Annotated in this window: 19 protein-coding genes and 1 riboswitch; of the genes, 16 read left to right on the top strand and 3 right to left on the bottom strand. The window is 38.2% G+C overall.

Annotation, left to right across the window (positions count from 1 at the left end):
- Positions 1-6: 6 nt before the first annotated feature.
- On the top strand, positions 7-1011 hold the full coding sequence (locus OS139_RS02210) for a nucleoid-associated protein (protein WP_002294378.1): 1005 nt from the start codon (positions 7-9) through the stop codon (positions 1009-1011).
- A 241-nt stretch (positions 1012-1252) separates the two neighbouring features.
- Here the strand turns inward: OS139_RS02210 and OS139_RS02205 are convergent, their stop codons facing one another.
- Positions 1253-1609, bottom strand: coding sequence for a YxeA family protein (locus tag OS139_RS02205; protein ID WP_002331872.1), 357 nt, complete (start codon positions 1607-1609; stop codon positions 1253-1255).
- Between the two features lie 367 nt (positions 1610-1976).
- Between OS139_RS02205 and tuf the strand changes: the two genes are divergently transcribed.
- A complete protein-coding gene (gene tuf, locus OS139_RS02200) occupies positions 1977-3164 on the top strand; it encodes an elongation factor Tu (protein ID WP_002289463.1) in 1188 nt (395 codons plus the stop codon).
- Between the two features lie 187 nt (positions 3165-3351).
- Here the strand turns inward: tuf and mprF are convergent, their stop codons facing one another.
- Both mprF and OS139_RS02190 read right to left on the bottom strand, forming a co-directional pair.
- Positions 3352-5943 carry a bifunctional lysylphosphatidylglycerol flippase/synthetase MprF gene (gene mprF / locus OS139_RS02195; RefSeq protein ID WP_002300997.1) on the bottom strand — a complete coding sequence of 864 codons (2592 nt, stop codon included), beginning with the start codon at positions 5941-5943 and terminating at the stop codon, positions 3352-3354.
- Between the two features lie 25 nt (positions 5944-5968).
- Positions 5969-6730 (bottom strand): alpha/beta fold hydrolase, encoded by a 762-nt coding sequence (locus OS139_RS02190; protein ID WP_325066779.1) that lies wholly within the window; start codon positions 6728-6730, stop codon positions 5969-5971.
- 166 nt (positions 6731-6896) lie between these two features.
- Between OS139_RS02190 and OS139_RS02185 the strand changes: the two genes are divergently transcribed.
- The 14 genes from OS139_RS02185 to OS139_RS02120 all read left to right on the top strand — a co-directional run bounded on the left by OS139_RS02185 (position 6897) and on the right by OS139_RS02120 (position 22421).
- The gene (locus OS139_RS02185) at positions 6897-7529 is read left to right on the top strand and encodes a lysozyme family protein (protein ID WP_002289460.1); all 633 of its coding nucleotides are present in this window, start codon (positions 6897-6899) and stop codon (positions 7527-7529) included.
- A 58-nt stretch (positions 7530-7587) separates the two neighbouring features.
- Positions 7588-8448 (top strand): DUF368 domain-containing protein, encoded by an 861-nt coding sequence (locus tag OS139_RS02180; RefSeq protein ID WP_002298152.1) that lies wholly within the window; start codon positions 7588-7590, stop codon positions 8446-8448.
- A 184-nt stretch (positions 8449-8632) separates the two neighbouring features.
- Complete coding sequence (locus OS139_RS02175) at positions 8633-10948, top strand: cation-translocating P-type ATPase (protein WP_002303731.1); 2316 nt, start codon at positions 8633-8635, stop codon at positions 10946-10948.
- 181 nt (positions 10949-11129) lie between these two features.
- On the top strand, positions 11130-12971 hold the full coding sequence (gene dnaG, locus OS139_RS02170; RefSeq protein WP_002331871.1) for a DNA primase: 1842 nt from the start codon (positions 11130-11132) through the stop codon (positions 12969-12971).
- Between the two features lie 23 nt (positions 12972-12994).
- Positions 12995-14104: an RNA polymerase sigma factor RpoD gene (gene rpoD / locus OS139_RS02165; protein ID WP_002289498.1), complete on the top strand. Its 1110-nt coding sequence runs from the start codon at positions 12995-12997 to the stop codon at positions 14102-14104.
- Between the two features lie 219 nt (positions 14105-14323).
- The gene (locus tag OS139_RS02160) at positions 14324-16429 is read left to right on the top strand and encodes a cell division site-positioning protein MapZ family protein (protein WP_016627898.1); all 2106 of its coding nucleotides are present in this window, start codon (positions 14324-14326) and stop codon (positions 16427-16429) included.
- 195 nt (positions 16430-16624) lie between these two features.
- Complete coding sequence (locus OS139_RS02155) at positions 16625-17488, top strand: virulence factor B family protein (RefSeq protein ID WP_002306946.1); 864 nt, start codon at positions 16625-16627, stop codon at positions 17486-17488.
- Between the two features lie 104 nt (positions 17489-17592).
- Positions 17593-18066 carry a ferric iron uptake transcriptional regulator gene (fur, locus tag OS139_RS02150; RefSeq protein ID WP_002294385.1) on the top strand — a complete coding sequence of 158 codons (474 nt, stop codon included), beginning with the start codon at positions 17593-17595 and terminating at the stop codon, positions 18064-18066.
- A 95-nt stretch (positions 18067-18161) separates the two neighbouring features.
- Complete coding sequence (xerD, locus tag OS139_RS02145) at positions 18162-19049, top strand: site-specific tyrosine recombinase XerD (protein ID WP_002331869.1); 888 nt, start codon at positions 18162-18164, stop codon at positions 19047-19049.
- A gap of 18 nt (positions 19050-19067) precedes the next feature.
- Positions 19068-19439, top strand: coding sequence for a GNAT family N-acetyltransferase (locus tag OS139_RS02140; protein ID WP_002294387.1), 372 nt, complete (start codon positions 19068-19070; stop codon positions 19437-19439).
- Positions 19436-20206, top strand: a complete 771-nt coding sequence (locus tag OS139_RS02135; RefSeq protein ID WP_284589394.1) for a segregation/condensation protein A — start codon at positions 19436-19438, stop codon at positions 20204-20206. The genes OS139_RS02140 and OS139_RS02135 overlap by 4 nt, the downstream gene beginning before the upstream one ends.
- Positions 20190-20759: an SMC-Scp complex subunit ScpB gene (gene scpB, locus OS139_RS02130; RefSeq protein ID WP_002296975.1), complete on the top strand. Its 570-nt coding sequence runs from the start codon at positions 20190-20192 to the stop codon at positions 20757-20759. Before OS139_RS02135 ends, scpB begins: the two co-directional genes overlap by 17 nt.
- A 5-nt stretch (positions 20760-20764) precedes the next feature.
- Entirely contained in the window at positions 20765-21481 is a 717-nt protein-coding gene (locus OS139_RS02125) for a pseudouridine synthase (RefSeq protein WP_002294391.1), read from the top strand.
- Between the two features lie 81 nt (positions 21482-21562).
- A riboswitch (FMN riboswitch) is annotated at positions 21563-21687 on the top strand.
- A gap of 122 nt (positions 21688-21809) precedes the next feature.
- Positions 21810-22421, top strand: coding sequence for an ECF transporter S component (locus OS139_RS02120; protein WP_002294393.1), 612 nt, complete (start codon positions 21810-21812; stop codon positions 22419-22421).
- Positions 22422-22797 lie beyond the last annotated feature (376 nt).

Raw genomic sequence — 22797 nt, 5'->3', positions numbered from 1 at the left:
GAGAAAATGGATATCTATTTAAAAAAAGCAATTCTGCATATTATTGACAGAGAAACTGGTTCTCCAGTCTTTTCACAAAAAGAGCTGGATCTGACAAAAGAATATATTCGTGATTTTCTTCAAAAGAAGATCCAAAAAATCTCTTCTGCTCAAACAAAAACTGGACAACTAGCAGAAGAAAGCATGATCGTTGAATCACTTAAAATCGCTCAAGAAAATTTTGTGGAAGCAAGTGAAGCAATCGTTCAGCGGTGGTTCGATATCTACCAAGAAAGTGAAGAAGCACCTAGTGCAGATGTATTTGTTGTTTTGTATGAATTAGATACAGTGATGTACTTATCTTTATTGAAAGTCAATTATCGTGAGGCTTACACTCACTTTGTTGAAGCAGACGAAGCAGGGATCGACAACCGCTTGATTTTGAATCGAGCAATTCTAGGGGCGAAAACACAAAAAGCAGATGAAGCATTCGCTGTGAATTTGACTGATTGGACCTACGAATTAATTGAAAAAAAATATGAGTTTTCTGGCAAAAAAGAACTTTATTTTTCTGGAAGAGTGATCGAAAGTGTTCCTGCACCTTCTTTAGAAGAAAATGTAAAAGTGATCCAAAAAGTAGCCAAGCATCTTGGAAAAAAATTTGAGACAGAAGAATTTGATATCATGGCTGATTTGAAAGAAGCTGTCTATGATACGATAGAAGAAAAAGGTCGGTTGGATCATGAGATGATTGCGGAAAAAGTCTTCAAGGAAAACATCACGGCAAAAATGGCTTTTAAAGAAGAAGTACAAGAGCAAGGATTTGTCCCAGAAGCACCTCCTGTAAAAGAAGTACAAGAAATTTCTGAGAAAAAATTTGGAAAACAAAAATTCAAGCTATCAAACGGGATCGAACTGATCGTACCAGTAGATGTATATCGCAACCCAGATTTGATTGAATTTGTGAATAATCCGGATGGTACGATATCCGTGATGATCAAAAATGTGGATGAAGTATTGAATCGTTTATAAAAATGACTAGAACATTAGGTGTTCAAGTACCAGTGATCAGTTAAATGAATTGTGTCAAGAGAAGGATCGGAAAAGACGAATATAACAAAAAAAGAGCGTGAGACAAAAGTAAAGAACAATTTTTGTCTCACGCTCTAAACACGTATAAACGGCGGAAGCAGAAGCAACTCCTTCTTATTTCTTGGAGTTAAACGCTTCTGTCCCAGCCTCTTTTTATCTAATAAAATTTTAAGACCATTTACTAATTATCGATTTTTTCTGTCGCATTTTTAGGCACTTCAGAAGCCTTTATTTCTTCCCAGCTTAATACACCTTTACGAGGATTGACTTTGAGTTTAAGATACGCATTCATCTTTAATGGATGTTCTCTTTCTTCGCGAAGCGTCACCTGTTTTTTTTCACCATCTTTATTATAAGCCGCTTGCTTGTAGGTATAAGTCGTGAATTTCTCTCCGTTATCTGCTTGGGTAGCTGACATTTCGCCATTCGTCGTGATTTTTGTATAATAAGCTTCGCCGCCGTAAAAATAATGATAAGCTGCAAAACTTCCGCCGAGAAATATGCCTAAAACGACAAGTACGCCAATTAATTTTTTCATGTACTTCACCTCTTTCCTTATTATTAACGAAATAGAAGATTTCGTCTATTGAAAGTTGTTGGCAACAGCTGAATTTTAAACTTTTCCTCATTTTGTTCTTATTGCTTCAAAAGAAAGTTAAGGACTATCTTGAAGTTTTTCTCAAAAAACACATTTTTTTATTTATAAAAGGTACTTTTTTCGCGTATAAGACAAGCGAGTGCTCTTAGTTGACTTTGACCAATATTGACGTATAATAAGCTTAGTTCGAATCTTACAAAAAGTAAGTCGGACGTATTCTTTTTGATTTAGTCAAAAAAAGACTATAATAAAAAGGTGAGAGCTGAAATTTTTCAGTGATCTATATTATTTAGGAGGTTTGTAAATTATGGCAAAAGAACATTATGACAGAAGTAAACCACACGTTAACATTGGTACGATTGGACACGTTGACCATGGGAAAACTACTTTAACTGCTGCGATCACTACAGTATTAGGCAAAAAAGGCCTAGCAAATCCTCAAGACTATGCTAGTATTGATGCAGCTCCAGAAGAACGTGAACGTGGGATTACGATCAATACCGCACACGTAGAATATGAAACAGAAAAACGCCACTACGCGCATATTGATGCACCAGGACACGCGGACTATGTGAAAAACATGATTACAGGGGCAGCACAAATGGATGGTGCAATCTTAGTTGTTTCTGCAACTGACGGTCCGATGCCTCAAACACGTGAACACATTTTATTGTCACGCCAAGTTGGTGTAAAATACCTGATTGTTTTCTTGAACAAAGTTGATTTAGTCGATGATGAAGAATTGATCGATTTGGTAGAAATGGAAGTTCGCGAGTTATTGAGCGAATATGGTTTCCCAGGCGATGACACTCCTGTGATCAAAGGTTCCGCATTAAAAGCATTGCAAGGCGATCCAGATGCTGAAGCTGCTATTATGGAATTGATGGATACAGTAGATGAATATATCCCAACACCAGAACGTGATACAGATAAACCATTACTATTGCCAGTGGAAGACGTCTTCTCAATTACAGGTCGAGGAACTGTTGCCTCAGGTCGTATTGATCGTGGTGCTGTTCGTGTCGGTGATGAGGTAGAGATCGTAGGGATCAAACCTGAAACACAAAAAGCAGTTGTAACAGGTGTAGAAATGTTCCGTAAAACGTTAGATTACGGGGAAGCTGGGGATAACGTAGGCGTGTTGTTACGGGGGATCCAACGTGACGATATCGAACGTGGACAAGTACTTGCTAAACCAGGTTCCATTACTCCACATACAAAATTCAAAGCAGAAGTGTACGTGTTGACAAAAGAAGAAGGTGGACGTCATACTCCATTCTTCAACAACTATCGTCCACAATTCTACTTCCGCACAACTGATGTTACAGGAACAATCACATTGCCAGAAGATACAGAAATGGTCATGCCTGGTGACAACGTGACGATTGATGTTGACTTGATCCATCCAATCGCTGTTGAAAACGGAACGACATTCTCAATTCGTGAAGGCGGACGGACAGTAGGTTCAGGTATCGTTACAGAGATCGAAGCATAAGAAACGCGACTCGAATATTTTGGTAATGAAAAATGTTTAAAATAAAAGAGCGGTCCAAACAGGATTTCTGTTTGGACCGCTCTTTGTTCTTCAATTGTATAAGAAGAGATTGTAGAAGCATGAACTTTCGTTTTACTTCAGTCTCTTTTATTCATCATGAGAGTGTTCATCTATCGGTATGCAGTTTTTAATACTTTCTTCGTATCCATTTTTTCAAACCACTTATTCTACCTTGTGTCTGCTCAACTGGCGCATTATCAATAATCAGCAAAGCAATCATAACATATGCAATCCAACTATCTCTAGAATATAGAGTATAACGTGAGACCCAGTTTGTAGCGTACTTGCTTTTATATTCTCTTAATCCATGGAAAGAATAAAAATGAGAACCAAACTCGTAAACCAAGTATGCAATCCTTTCCTGTAAAAAACTCTTTCTGGAAGTTCCGACATTTGAAAGAGGGGCCATCCCTAAATTGAACCATTGGATATGTTCTTCTTTCATATAGGCAAACAAATGCAAGAACAAGAAATCCATACTGCCAGAAGGTGCTTTTTTAGGATCATATCGCATCAGATCAATCGTTCCTACTTTATTGTTCGTGTAAGTAGGCATGATCGTTGCAAAAGCGACAATTTCTTCTTGGGTATTTTTGACAACTGCAATAGGCGCTCTTTGTAGATAATCTTCAGAGAAAAAGCCTAAAGAAAACCCTTTTTCCTTTCGTGAACCCAACCAATTATCAGAGATATTTTTGAAAGTACTCATTTGCTCAGTAGAAAATGGTGGTTGTAAGACATCAAATGTAAATCCTTCTCGTTCGATCCGATTCAAGACAGCACGAGTGCCCTTCATTTTTTTCCCTGAAGTTGTAAAACTATTCAGGTCTACATAAGCTTCTTCCCCCATCTTAATGAAATCGTAGCCGAATTCATGCAAAATCATAACAATCTCTTCGCTTGTTTCGTAGAAAACTGGTAAATAGCATAGTCGATCTGTTTCTTCGATAAAAGCTTCGATTGCTTCTGGAAAATCTTCTTTCTTACCAGAAGGATCACCCATTACAATACATTTATTATTGAAGCAAGCGAATTGGAGAAGAACAGTTGGTTCACCGTCTTTTTCATAGGCAAACATCCGCTTATCTTTTAAGAAGATCAATTGACTATCGGAGTTTCCCCCATAAGTTGTAAGGATCTTCAGGGCCTTTTCTTCATTAAAGGCTTCGCCAATCTGTTTCTTTTCTCCTTGAAGGAAATGAACAAATAGAACGATCATGAAACTAACAGCGATGATGGCCAACAATCCCGAAAACCAAATCTTTTCAGAAGGAAATAAGAAAAAGGAAATAAAATGGTGACGCCGATGAGGGAAATCCGGCAGATTGTATACTCCAATAACGATGTAAAGCAAGGACAGTGCACCAATAATGATTCCATCGATCGTACGCCACTCCCATGAATAGATCAATTGTTCCCGAAATAATTCGTTTTTAGAAGCAAGAATGATCAGAAGCAGAATAGACAAGAAAACCACCGGTGTGAAACTAAAATCACTTAATAAAACATAAAGTAAAGCTAGAACAATCAAGAAGATTGTAGGCAAATATGCTCGTTTCACACGTGCTGCGATCCCTCTGCCCATAATGATTAAAAGAAATCCCAATAGTATACTAGGAAATTGGATAATAAAATGAAATTTCAATGGGTTCAAACTATGAAGCCAGCGAAACTCTGTAAAAGCTTGCGGGATAGTGGCAGAAAGTACTAGCATGATTCCAGAAAAGTATAATAAGACAACCACGATTTTATGCGCAATTTCTGTTGCTAATTGTTTAGGGATACCAGAATAACGCTGATCAAAAGTGGAACCGATATTTTTGAAGAAAAAGACGATTCCAATCAAAAACGGAATGATGTAGTAGAACAGGCGATAGAGCAAGATCCACACAACGACTATTTCTCTTGGCACACCAATAGCGGACAACCCGATAATCATCATTACATCGAAACTCCCAATTTCTCCTGGAATCATAGACACGATTCCTATCACTGAAGCAGCAATGAATAACGGAATTGTTTGCCACAGATCAATCCGGATTTCCATTAAATAACCAACAGAAAGGAAACTAAACAGGACACCGGTCCATTCCAACAATGAAACTAGCAATAGCTGTCCTTGAGTTTTAAGTGAGGTACCACCAAGGAATCCTTTCTTTTTGAAAGTAGTAAATAAAAAGACGACAGGAAAATATAGACCGCCGCCGATCAACCATATCCAATATTGCTTCAAAAAAGGAGCAACTGGCGTGAAGACTACAAGTAAAAAAGAAAGCAGACTGTAAATAGAAAGTCCAGCCATCAAAAACAAGAAAACTTTCGATAATGCTTGGATCACGTTTCTGCTCTCTTTCTTTTGTCCATATAGTTCAGAGCGAAGCCCCACACTAACAAACCCGCCGAAACCGGCAATATTGTTGATTGTATTGATCAGCCAGCTTGTCTCAAACAAGTAACGAGGATTCTGCTTTTGTTCAAGCATCCGATTCAAAATAATATCATAACCAATCATAGGTAACACAGAGACAAGACCAATCAACAGCATAAGTCCGCTTTTCCATACAGGTATAGTGGCAAACGTTTCTCCTAATTGCTGGATAGATAGAGTTTTACCGATGGACATCAATTCACCGACAATAATAACAATGACAGAAATCAAAAAGATTGTTTTGAACAGTCCTAGGTGGTTTTTCAGCCATTGTATGGTATTTTTTAACAAATAAATCACCTTCTATTCCTAATAGTTATGTTTCAGAAAGAAATTGAAGAACTTCTCGATTGAAGCGTTCAGGATCTTTTCTAGCTAATTCATGTCCTTGTTCTTTCACAAGCACAAAGGAAGCTTTTGGCATAGTTTTAGCTATATACAAAGAATGTTTTAGCTTGATTACATCTTTTTTTCCCACGATGATCAAAGTGGGGGAGTTGATTTTTTTTAAATCATTTTCTGTAAGCCCGATGTCATGCAGCAAAAGTTTGATAACTAAAAGATTTTTGCGAAGACTTGGGCGAAATAAAGAGAGTAACCATACCCATGCATAATGAATATTACTGATGACTCTGGCAGAAAAACGAACGCCTTTAACAAGCGTGTTTCCAGAATTTAAAATCAATCGATGAACTTTTTTAGGGAAGCTGCTGGCAAATACCAGTGCTAGATTTGCTCCATCACTAAATCCAAGAAAATCTGCCTGATCGATTTTTTCCAGCAACATGATCGTATTCAGATCCTCGGCCATTAACTGAAAATTCAACATAGATGCTTCGTTTGTCGAACGACCATGTCCTCGGCTATCTACTAGATACACGGTATAGTAGCGTTCGAGTACAGGGACCTGTTCTGAAAAAAAGCGGCCGCTGCCGTCATTGCCATGCAGTAAAAAGAGAGGGAAGCCTTGACCGCTCTTTTCATAGTAAATTTCGCTCCCATCTGGCATTTTTGCATATTTCTTTTCTTTTTTCACATAATCACCTACTGTGTAAAGTATAACGATTATATCAGTCATTGGGCAATTGTTTTTACTGAAAAACAACGATCATTTTCGTAAGATGACAAAAAATACAGGAAAATTCATTTTTTCTTAAGGCGTACACAGAAATCAAGGAAGAAATAGCCAAGAAGATAAAGAAATAGTAAGATAAAAAAAGATGTCAAAATAACTAGGTGATGAAATGAAGCGAAAACGATTATCTATTATCCGTATTCTTTTTTACATGATCATTCTGACTGTTATTGGTGCGGTGTTGTTTTTAGGAGGAAGAACTTATCGTTCGGTAAAACGAGTGGAAAGCTATCAAATAGAAATAACAACAGCTGCAAAAAATTATCATATGGAAAACTACGAGAATTTGATCAAGGCGATAATATTGACCGAATCAAAAGGAAAAGGGACAGATCTCATGCAGAGCTCGGAAAGTCTGCATGGAGAAGCTGAGATCATTGATAATCCAGCTGACAGTATTGATCAAGGTGTCAAATATTTGGCGGAAATGATAGTAGAAGCAAAGAAACAAGGATGCGATTTATGGACAGCTGTCCAAGCATATAATTTTGGGAAAGATTATATTGCCTATGTAAAAAATCATGGCGGAGAAAACACAGTAGAATTAGCAGAAGCGTATTCTAAAGATGTGCTGAGCCCACTTTTAGGAAATGAGGAAGGGAAACAATACCGATATTGGCGGATCCAGTCCTTGCTTTACAATGGCGGCTATCTCTATCATAATGGAGGTAACATGTTTTATCCTGATATTGTCAAAATGAATGAAAAAATAATAGAGACCTATGAAAAAGTCTTTAAGTAAAATAGCAGGAAATGTTCAATCATGAATAAAATTAGTTGAAAGAAGGAGTGCGCAAATAGTGGAAAAAAGGCAAAAAATGGAAAATCAAAAAGTGGGGTACACAACCAAAGACTGGATGTTACGGTTTGTGAAGGGAATGTTTATCGGTTCAGGATTTATCTTGCCAGGAGTCAGCGGTGGTGCATTAGCAGCTGTCTTTGGCATGTATGAGCGGCTGATTTCTTTTTTAGCCCACCTTACAAAAAATTTCAAAGAAAATGTTTTGTTTTTTCTGCCTGTTGGTCTAGGCGGAGTGACAGGCATCTTTCTACTTTCTTTTTTAGTCAGTTTTTTATTAGGTGCGTATGAAACAACGATATTATGGTTTTTTGTCGGATGTATCGCTGGAACTGTTCCTGCGTTATGGAAAGAAGCAGGGAAAAAAGGAAGAGATACTTCTGATGTGATCATCATGGTTGTTACTTTTGTTCTGGCTTATTTGTTTTTATTATACGGCGCTCAATTATTTGACGGGCAAGTCGATCAGAATTTTGGAACATGGCTGATTGCCGGCGGATTGATTGGTTTGGGTATGATCGTCCCAGGATTGAGCCCTTCTAATTTTTTGGTGTATATGGGATTGTATAAAGCGATGGCTGACGGATTTAAAGAAGTACGACTTGAAGTGATTGTGCCGATCGGAATTGGTGGGATTCTTTGTGTTCTTGGATTGTCAAAAATCATGGATTACATTTTCTCAAAGGCATATAGCAAGCTATTCCATTTCATTTTAGGTGTAGTTTTTGCTTCAACGATTATGATCATTCCTACCGATTACGCGGGATTGGGAGTTGCTGGGGTACTAGCTTGTCCTGTTCTTTTTATAGCCGGTACAGCACTAGGTTGGTGGATGAGCCGTTTGGAGGAACAATATAAGTAAAGATAGATTGATAATAAAAACAGCACACGGGTGATTCAAACAAAAAGGTTGGCATCTTTTTTGTAAAATCATTCGTGTGTTTTTCTATAAATTTTATAAAAACAAGTTGTTTTTAATCTTGGAACACGCTAGACTTAAACACGTGATTATTTTTGAAAGTTGGCGGAAAATGGAGAAAAAGAAAATGAATGGACTTACACAGCAAGAGGTAGTTCAGAAAATGGCTTCTGGCCAGCAAAATGACTACCAGGAAGATGCATCAAAAAGTACAAAACAAATATTCAGCGATAATATATTGACGTTATTCAATTTTCTGAACTTTGGTATTGGGATTTGTCTGTTATTTGTAGGTGCGTATTCCAACATGGCGTATTTAGCAATTATTGTCGTCAATATCGTTATTGGAATTTATCAAGAAATACATGCAAGAAATCTTGTACGGAAATTATCGATTGTTTCCCAATCAGAAGTACTAGTAATCCGGGACGGTAAAGAACAATCGATTTCTACTAAAGAGCTGGTATTAGGAGATTTGGTAAAAATCGGAGCAGGAGAACAGATACCAGCCGATTTACAGGTTATATCTGGACGGGCAGAAGCAAATGAAGCTCTTTTGACAGGCGAATCTGATTTGATTGTCAAAGAAACTGGAGCTGAATTGCTTTCTGGAAGCTTTTTGACAAGCGGTTCTGTCATGGCTGAAGTTATCCGAGTAGGTGCAGATAATTATGCTGTCCGCTTGACTAGCGAGGCAAAGACTCACAAAGCTATTCGTTCTGAACTTGTAGATTCGATTCGCAAAGTATCCAAATTCACTAGTTTCGTGATTATTCCTTTGGGGATCATACTATTTTTGGAAGCACTGTTCATCCGCGATGCTTCTATCAAAATTTCTGTTATTGCATCTGCAGCAGCTTTGTTAGGCATGCTTCCAAAGGGTTTGGTATTGCTAATAAGTATTGCATTAACGACAGGGGTAACCAAACTGGCAAAAAAACGAATCCTTGTTCAAGACATGTATTCAATTGAAACGCTGGCCCATGTCGATACATTATGCTTGGATAAAACAGGGACCATTACTGAAGGAAAAATGAGTATCCAGCGGGTAGAAGCACTACATCCGCTGTACGAGAAAGCCATCCCAGAAATTATGGGGACGTATCTGGCAGAAAGCAGTGATAACAACATCACTATGCGGGCTATGAGAGATTATTTTGAGCTTTCTAATCGGTATGATGTGACAAACAAAGTCGCATTTTCTTCTGATCGCAAATGGGGCGCGATGGAATTTCCAGAACTGGGAGTCGTGTACGTAGGAGCGCCTGAACGTTTGGTGGAAGAAGATCGGCTTCCGGACAGTCTAAAAACAGCCCAAGCGAATGGATATCGCGTACTTATGTTGGGGATCGCTCCAAATCAGCAATTGAACGAAGAAAAACCAGCATTTGTTGAGCCGGTTGCTCTGTTTGAAATCGATGATCCAATCCGAAAAAACGCTCAAGAAACACTAGCTTATCTTCATGAGGAAGGTGTGGATCTGAAAGTGATTTCTGGAGACAATCCTTTTACTGTCTCCAATATCGCTAGACGTGCAGGATTACCGAATTATGATGCGTATGTCGATCTTTCTCAAATTACTGAAGAAATGGAAGTGCGAGAAGCTGCTCATCGCTATACGGTTTTTGGACGAGTGAGTCCTCAGCAAAAGAAATTGCTGGTAAATGAATTGAAAGAAAGCGGCAGAACGGTTGCAATGACAGGCGACGGTGTGAATGATGTTTTGGCGTTAAGAGAAGCAGATTGCAGCATTGCTATGGCAGAAGGTGATGGAGCAACACGTCAGATTGCGAATCTGGTATTGTTGGACTCTGATTTTACTACATTGCCAGAAGTCCTATTTGAAGGACGCCGAGTGGTCAACAATGTGACGAAAGTCTCAGGCATCTTTTTTATCAAAACGATTTATTCATTTATTTTATCGATTATATGTGCCGTTACAGCAATTGGATTTCCGTTTATCCCTATCCAAATCACGCTGATTGATTTAGCGATTGAAGGGTATCCTTCCTTCTTTTTATCTTTTGAACAAGATAAAAGAAAAATCACTTACCGTTATTTGCCTACAGCACTTATTAATGCTTTACCAAATGCCTTGCTTGTAGTAGTGAATATCATTGCGGTGTATCTACTTGGAAAAACATTCGCATGGGGAAATGCTGAAACTACTACTTTGATGTATTACTTGCTGATTGGGATCAGTTGCATGGCAGTTGTAAAAGCTTGTTATCCCTTCAACCCATTGCGCATCTTCCTAGCAGTAACGACGATCGTAGGGATATATGTAGCTGCAATGCTGTTCCATGGAATTTTGGAAGTAAACTTAGGGTTGGGAGAGAGCGTAGGATACTTCTTTGTATTCATGCTCGTAAATATTGTTCTTCGAGTATTGTACTGGAAGGCTGATATTCAAAATCAGTTACTGAAAAGAGTAGCAAATTGATGCTTAATGAGATAGAAATGTGTTATACTTGAAAAAGCAATGAAATATGATACAATCAAACATGTATAATTGTGTCCTTTAAAATCGCACTGATTTCAGTTAGTGCGATTTTTTACCGGTTATTCTCCTGAAATATCTTCTGTTAAACCCAAAAGATATCAATAGAGCAGGGGGTGGAAAAATGGCTCAACGGATTCCTCAAGAGGTTATCGAAACAGTACGCAGTCAAACGAATATCGTTGAGGTGATTGGACAATATGTCCAGTTGAAAAAGTCTGGTAAAAATTACTTGGGGCTGTGTCCTTTTCATGAAGAACGTACACCGTCTTTTTCTGTTGCAGAAGACAAGCAGATTTTTCATTGCTTTGGTTGTGGTAAGGGCGGAAACGTGTTTACTTTTCTTCAAGAACTAGAAGGTCTAAGTTTTCCAGAAGCAGTGGTAAAAGTGGCAGACTTCGAACAGATACCGTTAGAAGATCAATGGCGTCAGCGTACTATAGCTGTCCAAAATCCTGAATCTGCTACGGGGAAACTGATTGCTGCTCATGAAAAAGCAGCGGAAATCTATCATCACATGCTATTGCATACAAAAGCTGGACAGCCAGCTTTAGAATATTTGCAAAATCGTGGGTTGTCTTTAGAATTAATTGAAGAATTCAACATAGGTTTTGCACCTAATGAGCGTTCTTTTCTTCAGCAAGTATTCAAGAATGAATCAATTTCAAATGAATTGTTAGAACGCTCTGGATTGTTTGTCACGCATGATGATGGCCGTATGTCTGATCGTTTTTATCAAAGAGTGATGTTTCCACTTCGTAATTCTCAAGGCCAGACGATCGGTTTTTCAGGACGCTGGCTTGCACCTGAAAAAGGGCAGGAAAAAGATCAGCCCAAATACTTGAATAGTCCAGAAACAGAACTGTTCAATAAAAGACAAGTTTTATTTAATCTTGATAAAGCAAGAAGCGATATCCGGAAAAACGGAGAAATTTTGTTGTTCGAAGGGTTTATGGATGTGATTGCTGCATGGCAGACTGGTATCAAAACTGGATTAGCTTCTATGGGGACAAGTCTAACAGCTCAACAGATCCAACAAATGGAAAAGCTGACGAAAGAATTGGTCTTTTGCTATGACGGAGACAACGCAGGTTTTGAAGCAACCAATCGAGGCATTGAATTGCTTCGGCAAAACAGTCGCTTAGCACTTTCTGTCGTAGTCGTTCCAGAAAAACTCGACCCGGATGAATATCTCCGTAAGTATGGAGAAGCATCTTTCCAAGAATTAGTGGCTCATGGGCGCGAAACAGTCTTTACTTTTAAATCACGTTATTTAAAACAAGGGAAAAATTTAGATAATGAAAAAGACAAGATCGAATACCTCGAAGAATTACTAGTTGAACTTAGCCGAGTTGTTTCACCAATCGAACAAGATATGTATCTATCTCAACTGTCAACAGAGTTTCAGATCGGCAGAGAGACGATACAAAAACAACTGCGCGATCTTCGAAGGACAAATCAGCAAAATCGTCAAGAACCTCAGGAAAGTCAACACACTCAGGTTACGAGACAAGAAACTGCACGGAAAAAGAGACCTTTGACGCAAGTAGAAAAGGCAGAGCAGATTCTATTATATCGTGCATTTAAAGAAGTTTCTGTCCGTAATATTTTAAAAGAACGAGAATTTCAGTTTATTCATGATGCATATGCAGAAGTTTATTTTTTATTCGATGCATATGTCTCACAACATTATGAATTCAACCTTGCAGAGTTTTTAGACTTTTTGCAAGATGAAAATTTAAGGCGGTTGGTGGTGGAAATCGAATATTTACCGGTGGCAGAAGAAAGTTCGCCACGAGAAATCCAAGACTTGCTAGATGTGATCAGCAAATCTGGCTTAGCTGATGAAATAACATTAAAAAAACAAATGCAGCAAGAAGCCAGACGAACTGGAAACAAACAGCTTGAGCTTGAATTGACGATTGAAATCATCAATTTAACGAAACAGTTAAAACAAGCCAAATAGCTACTCAAGGGGGGCCTTCTTTTATGGCAAATGGAACAGATAAAAAAACGTATGAAGCAGCAGTAGCAGCTTTCATCAAAGAAAACAAACCCAAACGACAAGTTGTATATGATGATTTATCCAATCAGCTTGCTACACCATTCACTTTGAATGCAGATGAAATGGACAAATTGATCCAAAAGATTGAAGACGCAGGTATCAGTGTGGTGGATGAAAATGGTGATCCATCAATTCACAGCTTGAAAAGTGCTGAGAAAAAAGCTGAACAGGCAAAAACAGAAGATCTATCTGCGCCAACCGGTGTAAAAATCAATGACCCGGTTCGTATGTATCTGAAAGAAATTGGCCGTGTCTCCCTTTTAACTGCGGAAGAAGAAGTAGCGTTAGCATTGAAAATCGAAGAAGGCGACCAAGAAGCAAAACAGCGTTTAGCAGAAGCAAACCTTCGTTTAGTAGTAAGTATCGCTAAACGTTATGTAGGGCGAGGCATGCAGTTCCTTGACTTGATCCAAGAAGGAAATATGGGGCTGATGAAGGCAGTTGAAAAATTTGACTATCGCAAAGGGTTCAAGTTTTCTACTTATGCTACATGGTGGATTCGTCAAGCAATTACTCGTGCAATCGCCGACCAAGCACGTACGATCCGTATTCCAGTTCACATGGTAGAAACAATCAATAAATTGATTCGTATCCAGCGTCAATTGTTGCAAGACCTTGGAAGAGAACCTACGCCAGAAGAAATCGGTGCGGAAATGGATCTTCCAACAGAAAAAGTCCGAGAAATCTTGAAAATCGCGCAAGAACCTGTTTCACTTGAAACGCCAATCGGTGAAGAAGATGACTCTCACTTAGGTGATTTCATAGAAGACCAGGAAGCAACAAGTCCAGCAGAACACGCAGCTTATGAGTTACTAAAAGAACAATTGGAAGATGTACTAGATACATTGACTGACCGGGAGGAAAATGTCCTTCGCTTACGTTTTGGTTTAGATGATGGCCGGACGAGAACATTGGAAGAAGTAGGGAAAGTATTTGGTGTTACTCGGGAACGTATTCGTCAGATCGAGGCTAAAGCGTTGAGAAAATTACGCCATCCTTCTCGTTCAAAACAATTAAAAGACTTCTTAGAATAAGCATGAACTATTGACCAGAAGAGAAATCAGTAAAATGGTTTGGTTTATTTTAAAAGAAAAAAAGCTTGGGACTACGCGGTCTCAAGCTTTTTTTTCTATAGGAAGGAAATTCATTCATTATTTTTAAGTAAATCCTAAAAATAAGCTATTGGCGTGACGTATAGAATATGATAGATTAAATGGTAGCGTAAACCTAGTAAAGGAGCCGATCGCTAAGTGATGAAAAAATGTCCAAATTGCGGATCGAAAAAAATGGAGCAGAATACTATCTGTCCAGACTGCGGTCATCAACTAACTGCAGAAGATCAGCAAATAAAAGAATCAATTGAAGAAACAAATACAGATGCAGCTATGCAGGATAAATCAACTGAAGATGCAGTCTTTCCTGATACAGAATTAAACGATCCAATCGAATGGTCGGAATTGAAAGATTTACCTCTAGAATCTGTAATGGAATTATTCGAAAAAGCAGAACCAGAAGACGATGTATCATCTACTCACGATAAAGTAGCCAATAAAGAAAAAAGGGAACAGAAGAAAGCGACTGTTCGTGAGACTTCGGAAACATCAGGAAAGAATCAAGAAGAAACCCTTGAATCAAAACAAAAAAGAAGAGTAGCTGAACTAAAAGAAATCGTCGATAATGAGGAAGAAAATTCTATACTATCCGCCTATATCAAAGCACATCGTGAAGATACAAAGGAAGAGCATGCGGAAGAGCTGCTCAAAATGATCAGTGAAAAAATTGCACAGGAAAACAAAGTAGAACCAGAACATGAAGCTGAAAAAGACACTGAAAAAGACATTAGTGGAGTAAACGCTGCAGGTAAAGAATCATTAAAAACGAATGATCTAAAAACGGATATCCCGGAAAAAACTGAAACATTGTCTGAAAAACAATCAGAAGACGAGAAATCGAATGGGTTGCCGGAAGCAGATAAAAAAGAAATGCTCGAAAAAGCAGACAAGAAGGCAACAGAGTCGGATGGAATAAATAATGAAGCCGATGCTGAAACTCAATCTGCAAGTGAAGATAGCACTGCTCTTGAAGCTAAAATAGAAAAAGAAGAGAACCAGCCTGAGCTGATTGAAGCAGAAACAGAACCAATAACAATCGTGCCAAATACTGAAAAAACGCCTCAAGAATCAAACCCAGAAAAAAAAGATTTAGATAATACACAAAAGAAAAAATCAAAAAAAGTGCCGTATCTCGCTTTAGCAGTAGTTCTTCTACTAGGTGGGGGAGGCTGGGCTTATTATGACCATCATCAAAAAGTAGAAGCCGAAGTAGCAGCAGAAGCAAAAAGACAGCAACAAATGGAAGAACTTCATGAGAAACTTGCTGCCTTTTATACAGATGATCACCATCAATTTATTCGTGCAGATATGATTCATCAAGATTTATCAAAACTAAAAAATGATTTATCCAGTCTTAAGAATGAAAAAGGATATTCAGAGTTAGAAACAACTTACCAAGATATCCAATCTAAGATCCGAGATATCCAAAAAGTGAATGAGTGGTTCATAGCACCTGCCATCGTCGATGATCATCTAGCATATGACATCAAGTTGAAAGCAGATAAAGAGATCCAAGCAATCGAAACGGATAACACAGATTTTGGAAAATTGATTCAACAAGCACAAACAGAAGCTAAAAATCAATATGCTGAATTGCAAACAGCTAAAGAAAAAACAGCTATAGTCTTTAAAGACGGAAAAGTAGTGGATTCAGCAACACGCGACCAATACAAGACGGCAAAAGAAGCAGTAGAAAAAGTGAAAAATACAGATCTATCTGCTCAGTTGAATGAACAATTGCAACAAGTAAATAAGATGCTCACTGATAAAGAGAAAAAAGAAGAAGAGGAAAAGAAAAAAGCAGAAGAAGCGAAAAAAGCAGCTGAAGAACAAGCAAAACAAGCCGCTCAAGCAGCAGCTGCAGCTCAAGCCGCTCAACAAACTGCGGTCGCACAAGCAGCACAGCAAGAAGCGGCATCCTCGACCCCTTCCTCTTCAAACTCAGCGAATCAGCCAATCAAATCTGCCAGAGCAAGTGATATTGCCGATGCATCTAATCCAGCATGGACGTGGGCACCAGGTGTCCAAAGCAAAGTGATTGCTACATGTATCCAACGTGGATATATCGTTGAAGGAGGATACAGATTAGAAAAAGCCAGAATCGAAAATGGGGAAGGCTATTACAATCTATATGCCACTTCAACAAAATCTGCATTGATGAAAGGCATTGGAGAAAGTGCTTTGCCATTTTACATCGTAACCATCAACTGTAAAACTGGATGGTTCGGAGGAAATGGGAGCAATTAATTTTAGGCAAATGAAAGAGGCTGTGAGCCTGCCGTTTAACACCGTTTATTCGAAAAAGGGGAGTATGACACAACTGTTGTCATACTCCTTTTTTCACCTTTCCAAACCAAGGCTCAGCTATTCAAGTAGATAACATTATGTTATGATAGCAAAGAAATGTATTAAGAAAACCTTTCACTATAGAGGGAGAAAAAAATGAACGATTTATTAGCAACTATATTTACAGGTATTATTATTGATGAAAATGAAAAAAACTACTTTGTCCAAAAAAACGGACAAACCTTTGGCTTAAGCAAATCAGAAGGTGAACACAAAATCGGTGAAGCAGTTGAAGGATTCGGTTACCAAAATCAAAAACATGAAAATCGGATCACTACACAAATTCCTAAAAGCCGTATCGGTCATTACGCTTTTGGAATCGTTACTGCTACACGAAAAGATTTAGGTGCGTTTGTCGATATCGGTCTTCCAGATAAAGACTTTGTCGTATCTCTTGATGAATTGCCGACAATGACAGAGCTATGGCCTAAAAAAGGGGATCGCTTGATGATTTCCCTTAGAGTTGATGCAAAAGACCGTATTTGGGGCAGTTTAGCAGATGAAAAAATATTCAAATCTTTAAGCAAATATGGAACAGAAGAAATGAAAAACAAAGATGTGATAGGAACAGCATACCGCTTGAAATTAACAGGTACGTACGTTTTAACGGAAGATTTCTATCTTGGGTTTATCCATCCTTCTGAACGATATAATGAACCTCGTCTAGGCGAGCAGATAAAAGGTCGAGTGATTGGTGTCCGACCAGACGGTGTACTGAATCTTTCATTGAAGCCAAGAGCATATGAAGCTATATCAGATGATGCACAAATGATTTTAACCATTTTAGAACGTTCTGCAGATCAGCAAATCAACTTTACAGATAAATCGGATCCAGAAGAAATCATGAAAGCTTTTGGTATCAGCAAAGGAGCATTTAAGCGCGCATTAGGTAATCTTTTGAAACAAGGACTGATTAAACAAGAAAACGGTGTGACAAAATTAGTCAAAAAATCTAATTGAGAATCCCTTGCATGTTTTTCTTAACTAGCTTATAATAATTTTAATTAACACAGTGTTATATCTTTTTTTATTTGTAATTATTATAAATTGTTGGGGTTGAGTAAATGGTCATGAATGCTATTTCGGCGATGAAAAAAACAAAACAGCAGCTACATGAAGCGGGGTTTAAGCTGACACCGCAAAGAGAAGCTACTCTGCTTGTGCTTTTGGAAAATGAGAAAGAGCATTTATCTGCAGAAGAAATCTTCTTTTTAGTGAAAAAAAAGAGTCCGGAAATTGGACTTGCTACTGTTTATCGAACCCTTGAAATCTTGACAGAATTGAAAATTGTCGATAAAGTAAGTTTTAATGATGGATTAGCCCGTTATGATTTGAGAAAAGAAGGCGCCAAACATTTCCATCATCATTTACTATGCTTGAACTGCGGCACGATCGAGGAAGTAGAAGAGGATCTTTTACTTGAAGTGGAGCAAGTAGTTGAAGAACGTTATCATTTTTTAGTAAAAGATCATCGGCTGACGTTCCATGGAATCTGTCAGGAATGTTATGAAAAAGAAAAAAGAAACCAGTCCGTCTGAGTGTCTAGACGGCTTTTTCTTTGCTCAGATTATGGAAAAAGACTATCAGAATGAAGCGGTATCTGATATGATAGAGAGGCATGAGGGGGATTATTATGAAAGAGCAAATCAACGATTATCTCCACTACTTGAATATTGAACGGGGATTGTCCGCCAATACACGACAAAGCTATGAACGTGATTTGGAACAGTACTTGCATTTTCTACAGGAGCAGAAAATTGCTTCATGGCAGGATGTCGATCGCTTTTTAGTCATCCGTTTTCTGGAGAAGTTGCATGAAGAAAAAAAAGCGACAGCAACTGTTACTCGGATGATCTCAAGTCTTAGAAGATTCCATCAGTTTTTACGGCAAGAGCGTATCACTGATCATGATCCGATGCAACATATCGATACGCCGAAGAAAGCACAGAAATTACCAAGTACATTGACTCTGACAGAAGTAGAAAATCTGATTGAAGCACCTGATACGTCAAAAACGTTAGGGATAAGAGATCGTGCAATCTTGGAAGTCATGTATGCTACAGGGATGCGCGTCAGTGAATTGATTGGATTGAAATTGGGAGATCTTCATCTTTCTCTTGGACTGGTACAGACAGTTGGAAAAGGAGATAAAGAGCGGATCATTCCTTTAGGTGATTATGCGATCCAATGGCTGGAACGCTACTTAGACGAAGCACGTCCATTACTTGTAAAGGACGCATCTGAAATGCATGTATTTGTCAATAATCATGGGAAAGGTCTTTCTCGGCAAGGAATCTGGAAAAATCTGAAGCAGCTAGTACGAGAGGCTGGGATTTACAAAGAAGTAACACCACATACGCTGCGGCATAGCTTTGCCACACATCTGCTAGAAAATGGAGCTGATTTGCGGACAGTACAGGAATTGTTAGGTCACGCGGATATCTCTACGACTCAGATTTATACACATATCACGAAGAAAAGAATGACGGATGTTTATAAGCAGCATTTTCCAAGGGCTTAGTCATAGGAAGGTGAGAAGATGTTAACACATTACCGGAAAGAAAACCGTAAAATTGCTATGGGACTATTGAGTTTCCATAAGAAACTGACAGGTAAAACTTCTTTGTTGAAGGAGATTGATACGTACGAATCTGAAGACGATTATGAACTTTTTTTCTTTACGCCAGAAGGTTCAACCAACATTCAAGGGATTATTGGTATTTACTGGGCAACGAACGATCAGCTGATCATCCATGACATTTCTTTGAATCCGTCTTATCGCGGTGAGAATATGGGCTTTCAAATGTTAGATGAATTACAGGAAAAGTACCCGGATGTCTCCATCCGTGCAACTGAAATCACAGAGCCTTACATTGGAAAATGGCTAGCAAAGAAAAAGAAGAAAGAGTGAATGAGTTGACGGAGATCAATATTAAATTAGATGTATTCGAGGGTCCTCTCGATCTGCTGCTTCATCTGATTCAGCAAATGGAAATCGATATATATGATATACCGATCGCTACGATCACGGAGCAATATATGAATTATATCCATACAATGAAAACACTAGAGCTAGCTGTTGCAGGAGAATACTTAGTGATGGCTGCTACATTGATGGCAATCAAAAGCAAGACATTGCTTCCTGTCCAAGAATTCGTCACAGATGATGAAGAATTATGGGAAGAAGATCCTCGAGAAGAATTGGTCACTCAGCTTTTAGAATACCGTAAATATAAATATGCAGCTGAAAGACTGACAGAAAAAGCAGAGGAACGAAGTCTTTATTACACAAAAGAACCTATGAACATCGATGGGTTAGCGGATGCTGAAAAGCCGTTGAAGCGAGGACAAGTCAAAAAAATCGATTTGATCCGTGCCATGCAGAAAATCTTAGAACGTAAGAAATTTTCTCAAAAAGTGGAAAAAACGATCACGCCCGATGACACAACGATCGAAGAACGAATGGTATTTATCGAAGAGCGTATAAAAAGAAATGCGCATGGCTGTACTTTCGATTCTTTTTTTGAGTCACCTTCTAAAAGTGAAGTTGTCACTACTTTTATGGCTTTGCTAGAATTGATGAAAAAAAGGCAAATCATTGCGCAACAAAAAGAAAACTATGAATCAATTATGCTTTATCCAGCAGTAGGAGATACCGAACATGACGAAATTAAGTGAACTTGAAGCCCTTCTTTTTATTGTTGGCGAGGAAGGGATCAGTAATGAAGAATTAAGCGGACTGTTAAATCTCAGCGAAGCAGAAGTCACAAGTTTAGTGAAAGAATTAAAAGAATCTTACACTCAAAACTCGCACTCAGCTTTGCATATTTTTGAAACGGAAAGCCATTATGTATTAACGACTAAAAAAGAGCTGGCTCCCTTACTTAAGCGATATGCGCAAGGGACATCAAACACATTATCTCAAGCCGCTGTCGAAACCTTAGCAATCATCGCTTATAAACAGCCAATCACAAGAGCTGAAATCGAGCAGATTCGAGGAGTTCAGGTTTCAGGAGCGGTACAGCGTCTAGCTGCCCATAAACTGATTGAAGAAAAAGGTAGAGTAGAAGGGCCAGGTCGGCCGATATTATATGGAACAACTGGCTACTTCTTAGATTATTTTGGTTTGAAATCATTAGAAGAACTGCCTGATACACAAGAAATGGAAATTTCACTTGAAGAAGACGTGTCACCAGATCTATTCTTTGATGGAATGAATAAAGGAGAATAATTGTAATGGAGAGATTGCAGAAAGTAATTGCCCACGCTGGCATCACTTCTCGTCGAAAAGCAGAAGAATTCATCCTTGCAGGACGTGTAAAAGTAAACGGACAAGTTGTAAGGGAATTAGGGATAAAAGTTGGGAAACATGACACTGTGGAAGTGGATGAAGTCCCAATTTATCAAGAAGAATACGGTTATTATTTATTGTACAAACCTAAAGGAGTTATTTCTGCTGTTGCAGATGACAAAGGAAGAAAAGTTGTTACGGATCTTTTGCCGATGGTAAAAGAACGTATCTATCCTGTAGGTCGACTGGATTACGATACTTCGGGGATCTTGCTACTGACAAATGATGGAGATTTTGCTCAGCGCCTGACACATCCAAAACATGAAGTGGATAAAGTTTACGTTGCAAAGGTAAAAGGGATCGCTACAAAATCGATGCTTGCACCTTTGACAAAAGGAATAAAGATCGAAGGACGAAAAACATCTCCAGCTAAATTCCAAATTTTATCAGTGGATCCTAAGACAAACCACAGTATTGTGGAATTGACGATCCACGAAGGACGTAATCATCAAGTGAAAAATATGCTTCAAGCAGTTGGTCTTCCTGTGCAAAAACTAAAACGTGAAAAATACGGAGATCTGACTTTACAAGGCCTACGTCCTGGGGATTACCGTGAACTGAACAAAAAAGAAGTCAGCAGTTTGCTGAACCACTCAAAATGAACACTTACTTTTTATAAGTGTTAGATGTTGCGTTTTTTGAATAGATATGTATAATGAATATGTAAACAAAAATTATATAAGGTTCGTCTTCAGGGGCAGGGTGAAATTCCCGACCGGTGGTTATAGTCCACGACCTATTTTGCAAAAAATAGCTGAATCGGTGAAATTCCGATACCGACAGTATAGTCTGGATAAAGAAGATAGAGCTTATTTGACGACGCTTGATCAAATAACTCTAACTCTATTTTCCCTGGAAAATAGAGTTTTTTCATTTGGAGAGAAACGTCAAAAAGTTCGCTGAAGAGGAGTCCTAACAGGAGGATTTCAAATGAAGAACACCCGTGTACAGAAAATGGTTGCAGTAGCGATGTTTGCTGCGATCGCATTAGTTTTACAGTATTTTGCTTTTCCGATCATGCCGGCTTTTAGTTTTTTGAAGATCGATTTTAGTGATATCCCGGTATTGATCAGCATGTTCTTATTCGGTCCAGCGGCCGGAGTTGCAACAGCGTTCTTGCGTTCAGTATTACATCTGCTGACTACAGGTTTTTCTCCGGATAATTTGGTAGGAGACACTGCTAGTTTCTTATCAACAACGATCTTTACATTCCCGATTTATTATTTCTTTAGTGTAAAGAAACAGCATAAAGGAAGAAACAAATTTTTAGGTGTCATTACAGGAACCATCGCTCTAACTATTTTTATGAGTATCGCAAATTATTTCGTTATTACGCCTCTTTACTTAATGTTTTTAGGACTGAACGCAACACAGATGCTAGGTATGTCTTTAGCAAACTATGTACTGATTGGGATCGTTCCTTTCAACTTGATCAAAGGATTCATCGTGAGCGCTGTCTTTTTAGTGCTGCATGCGCAACTTCTTCCATGGTTAAGTCGAAAACAACATCAGTTCGAACAACGTCATACAGCAGTCAAATAAATATCAAAAAGATCAAGAAATTTCTTGGTCTTTTTTTTTGGAAAAAAATACAAGACATGCAATAATGTAAACGTTTTATTTGTTTGTTTTGAGTATTTTTTTGATTTATGCATAAAAATCAATCAATTCTTTGCAAATGTGAAATTCTTCTCCTTTTAAAAGACGAAAATGTTTGTTTATAAAAAAAAGGAAACGCTACAATGAAAAAGAAGAAAGCTTTAAAAACCTGAAAAAAGAGGAGGGAATAGGGAAAAACGAACTTTTTGAACAAAAGTTTTACAAAATGCGTGTTATTATTTTTGTTCTGATACTCTTTTTGATAAAATAACATTAGAGCCAAAATTGTTGTCTCTAACGGAAAAGAAAGGAAGAAGAA

The organism is Enterococcus sp. E4-223, assembly GCF_035727065.1.
Classification (GTDB): Bacteria; Bacillota; Bacilli; order Lactobacillales; family Enterococcaceae; genus Enterococcus_B; species Enterococcus_B faecium.
Note: the sequence above shows the minus strand (reverse complement) of the source record. Positions and strands in the feature narration are given on the sequence as shown.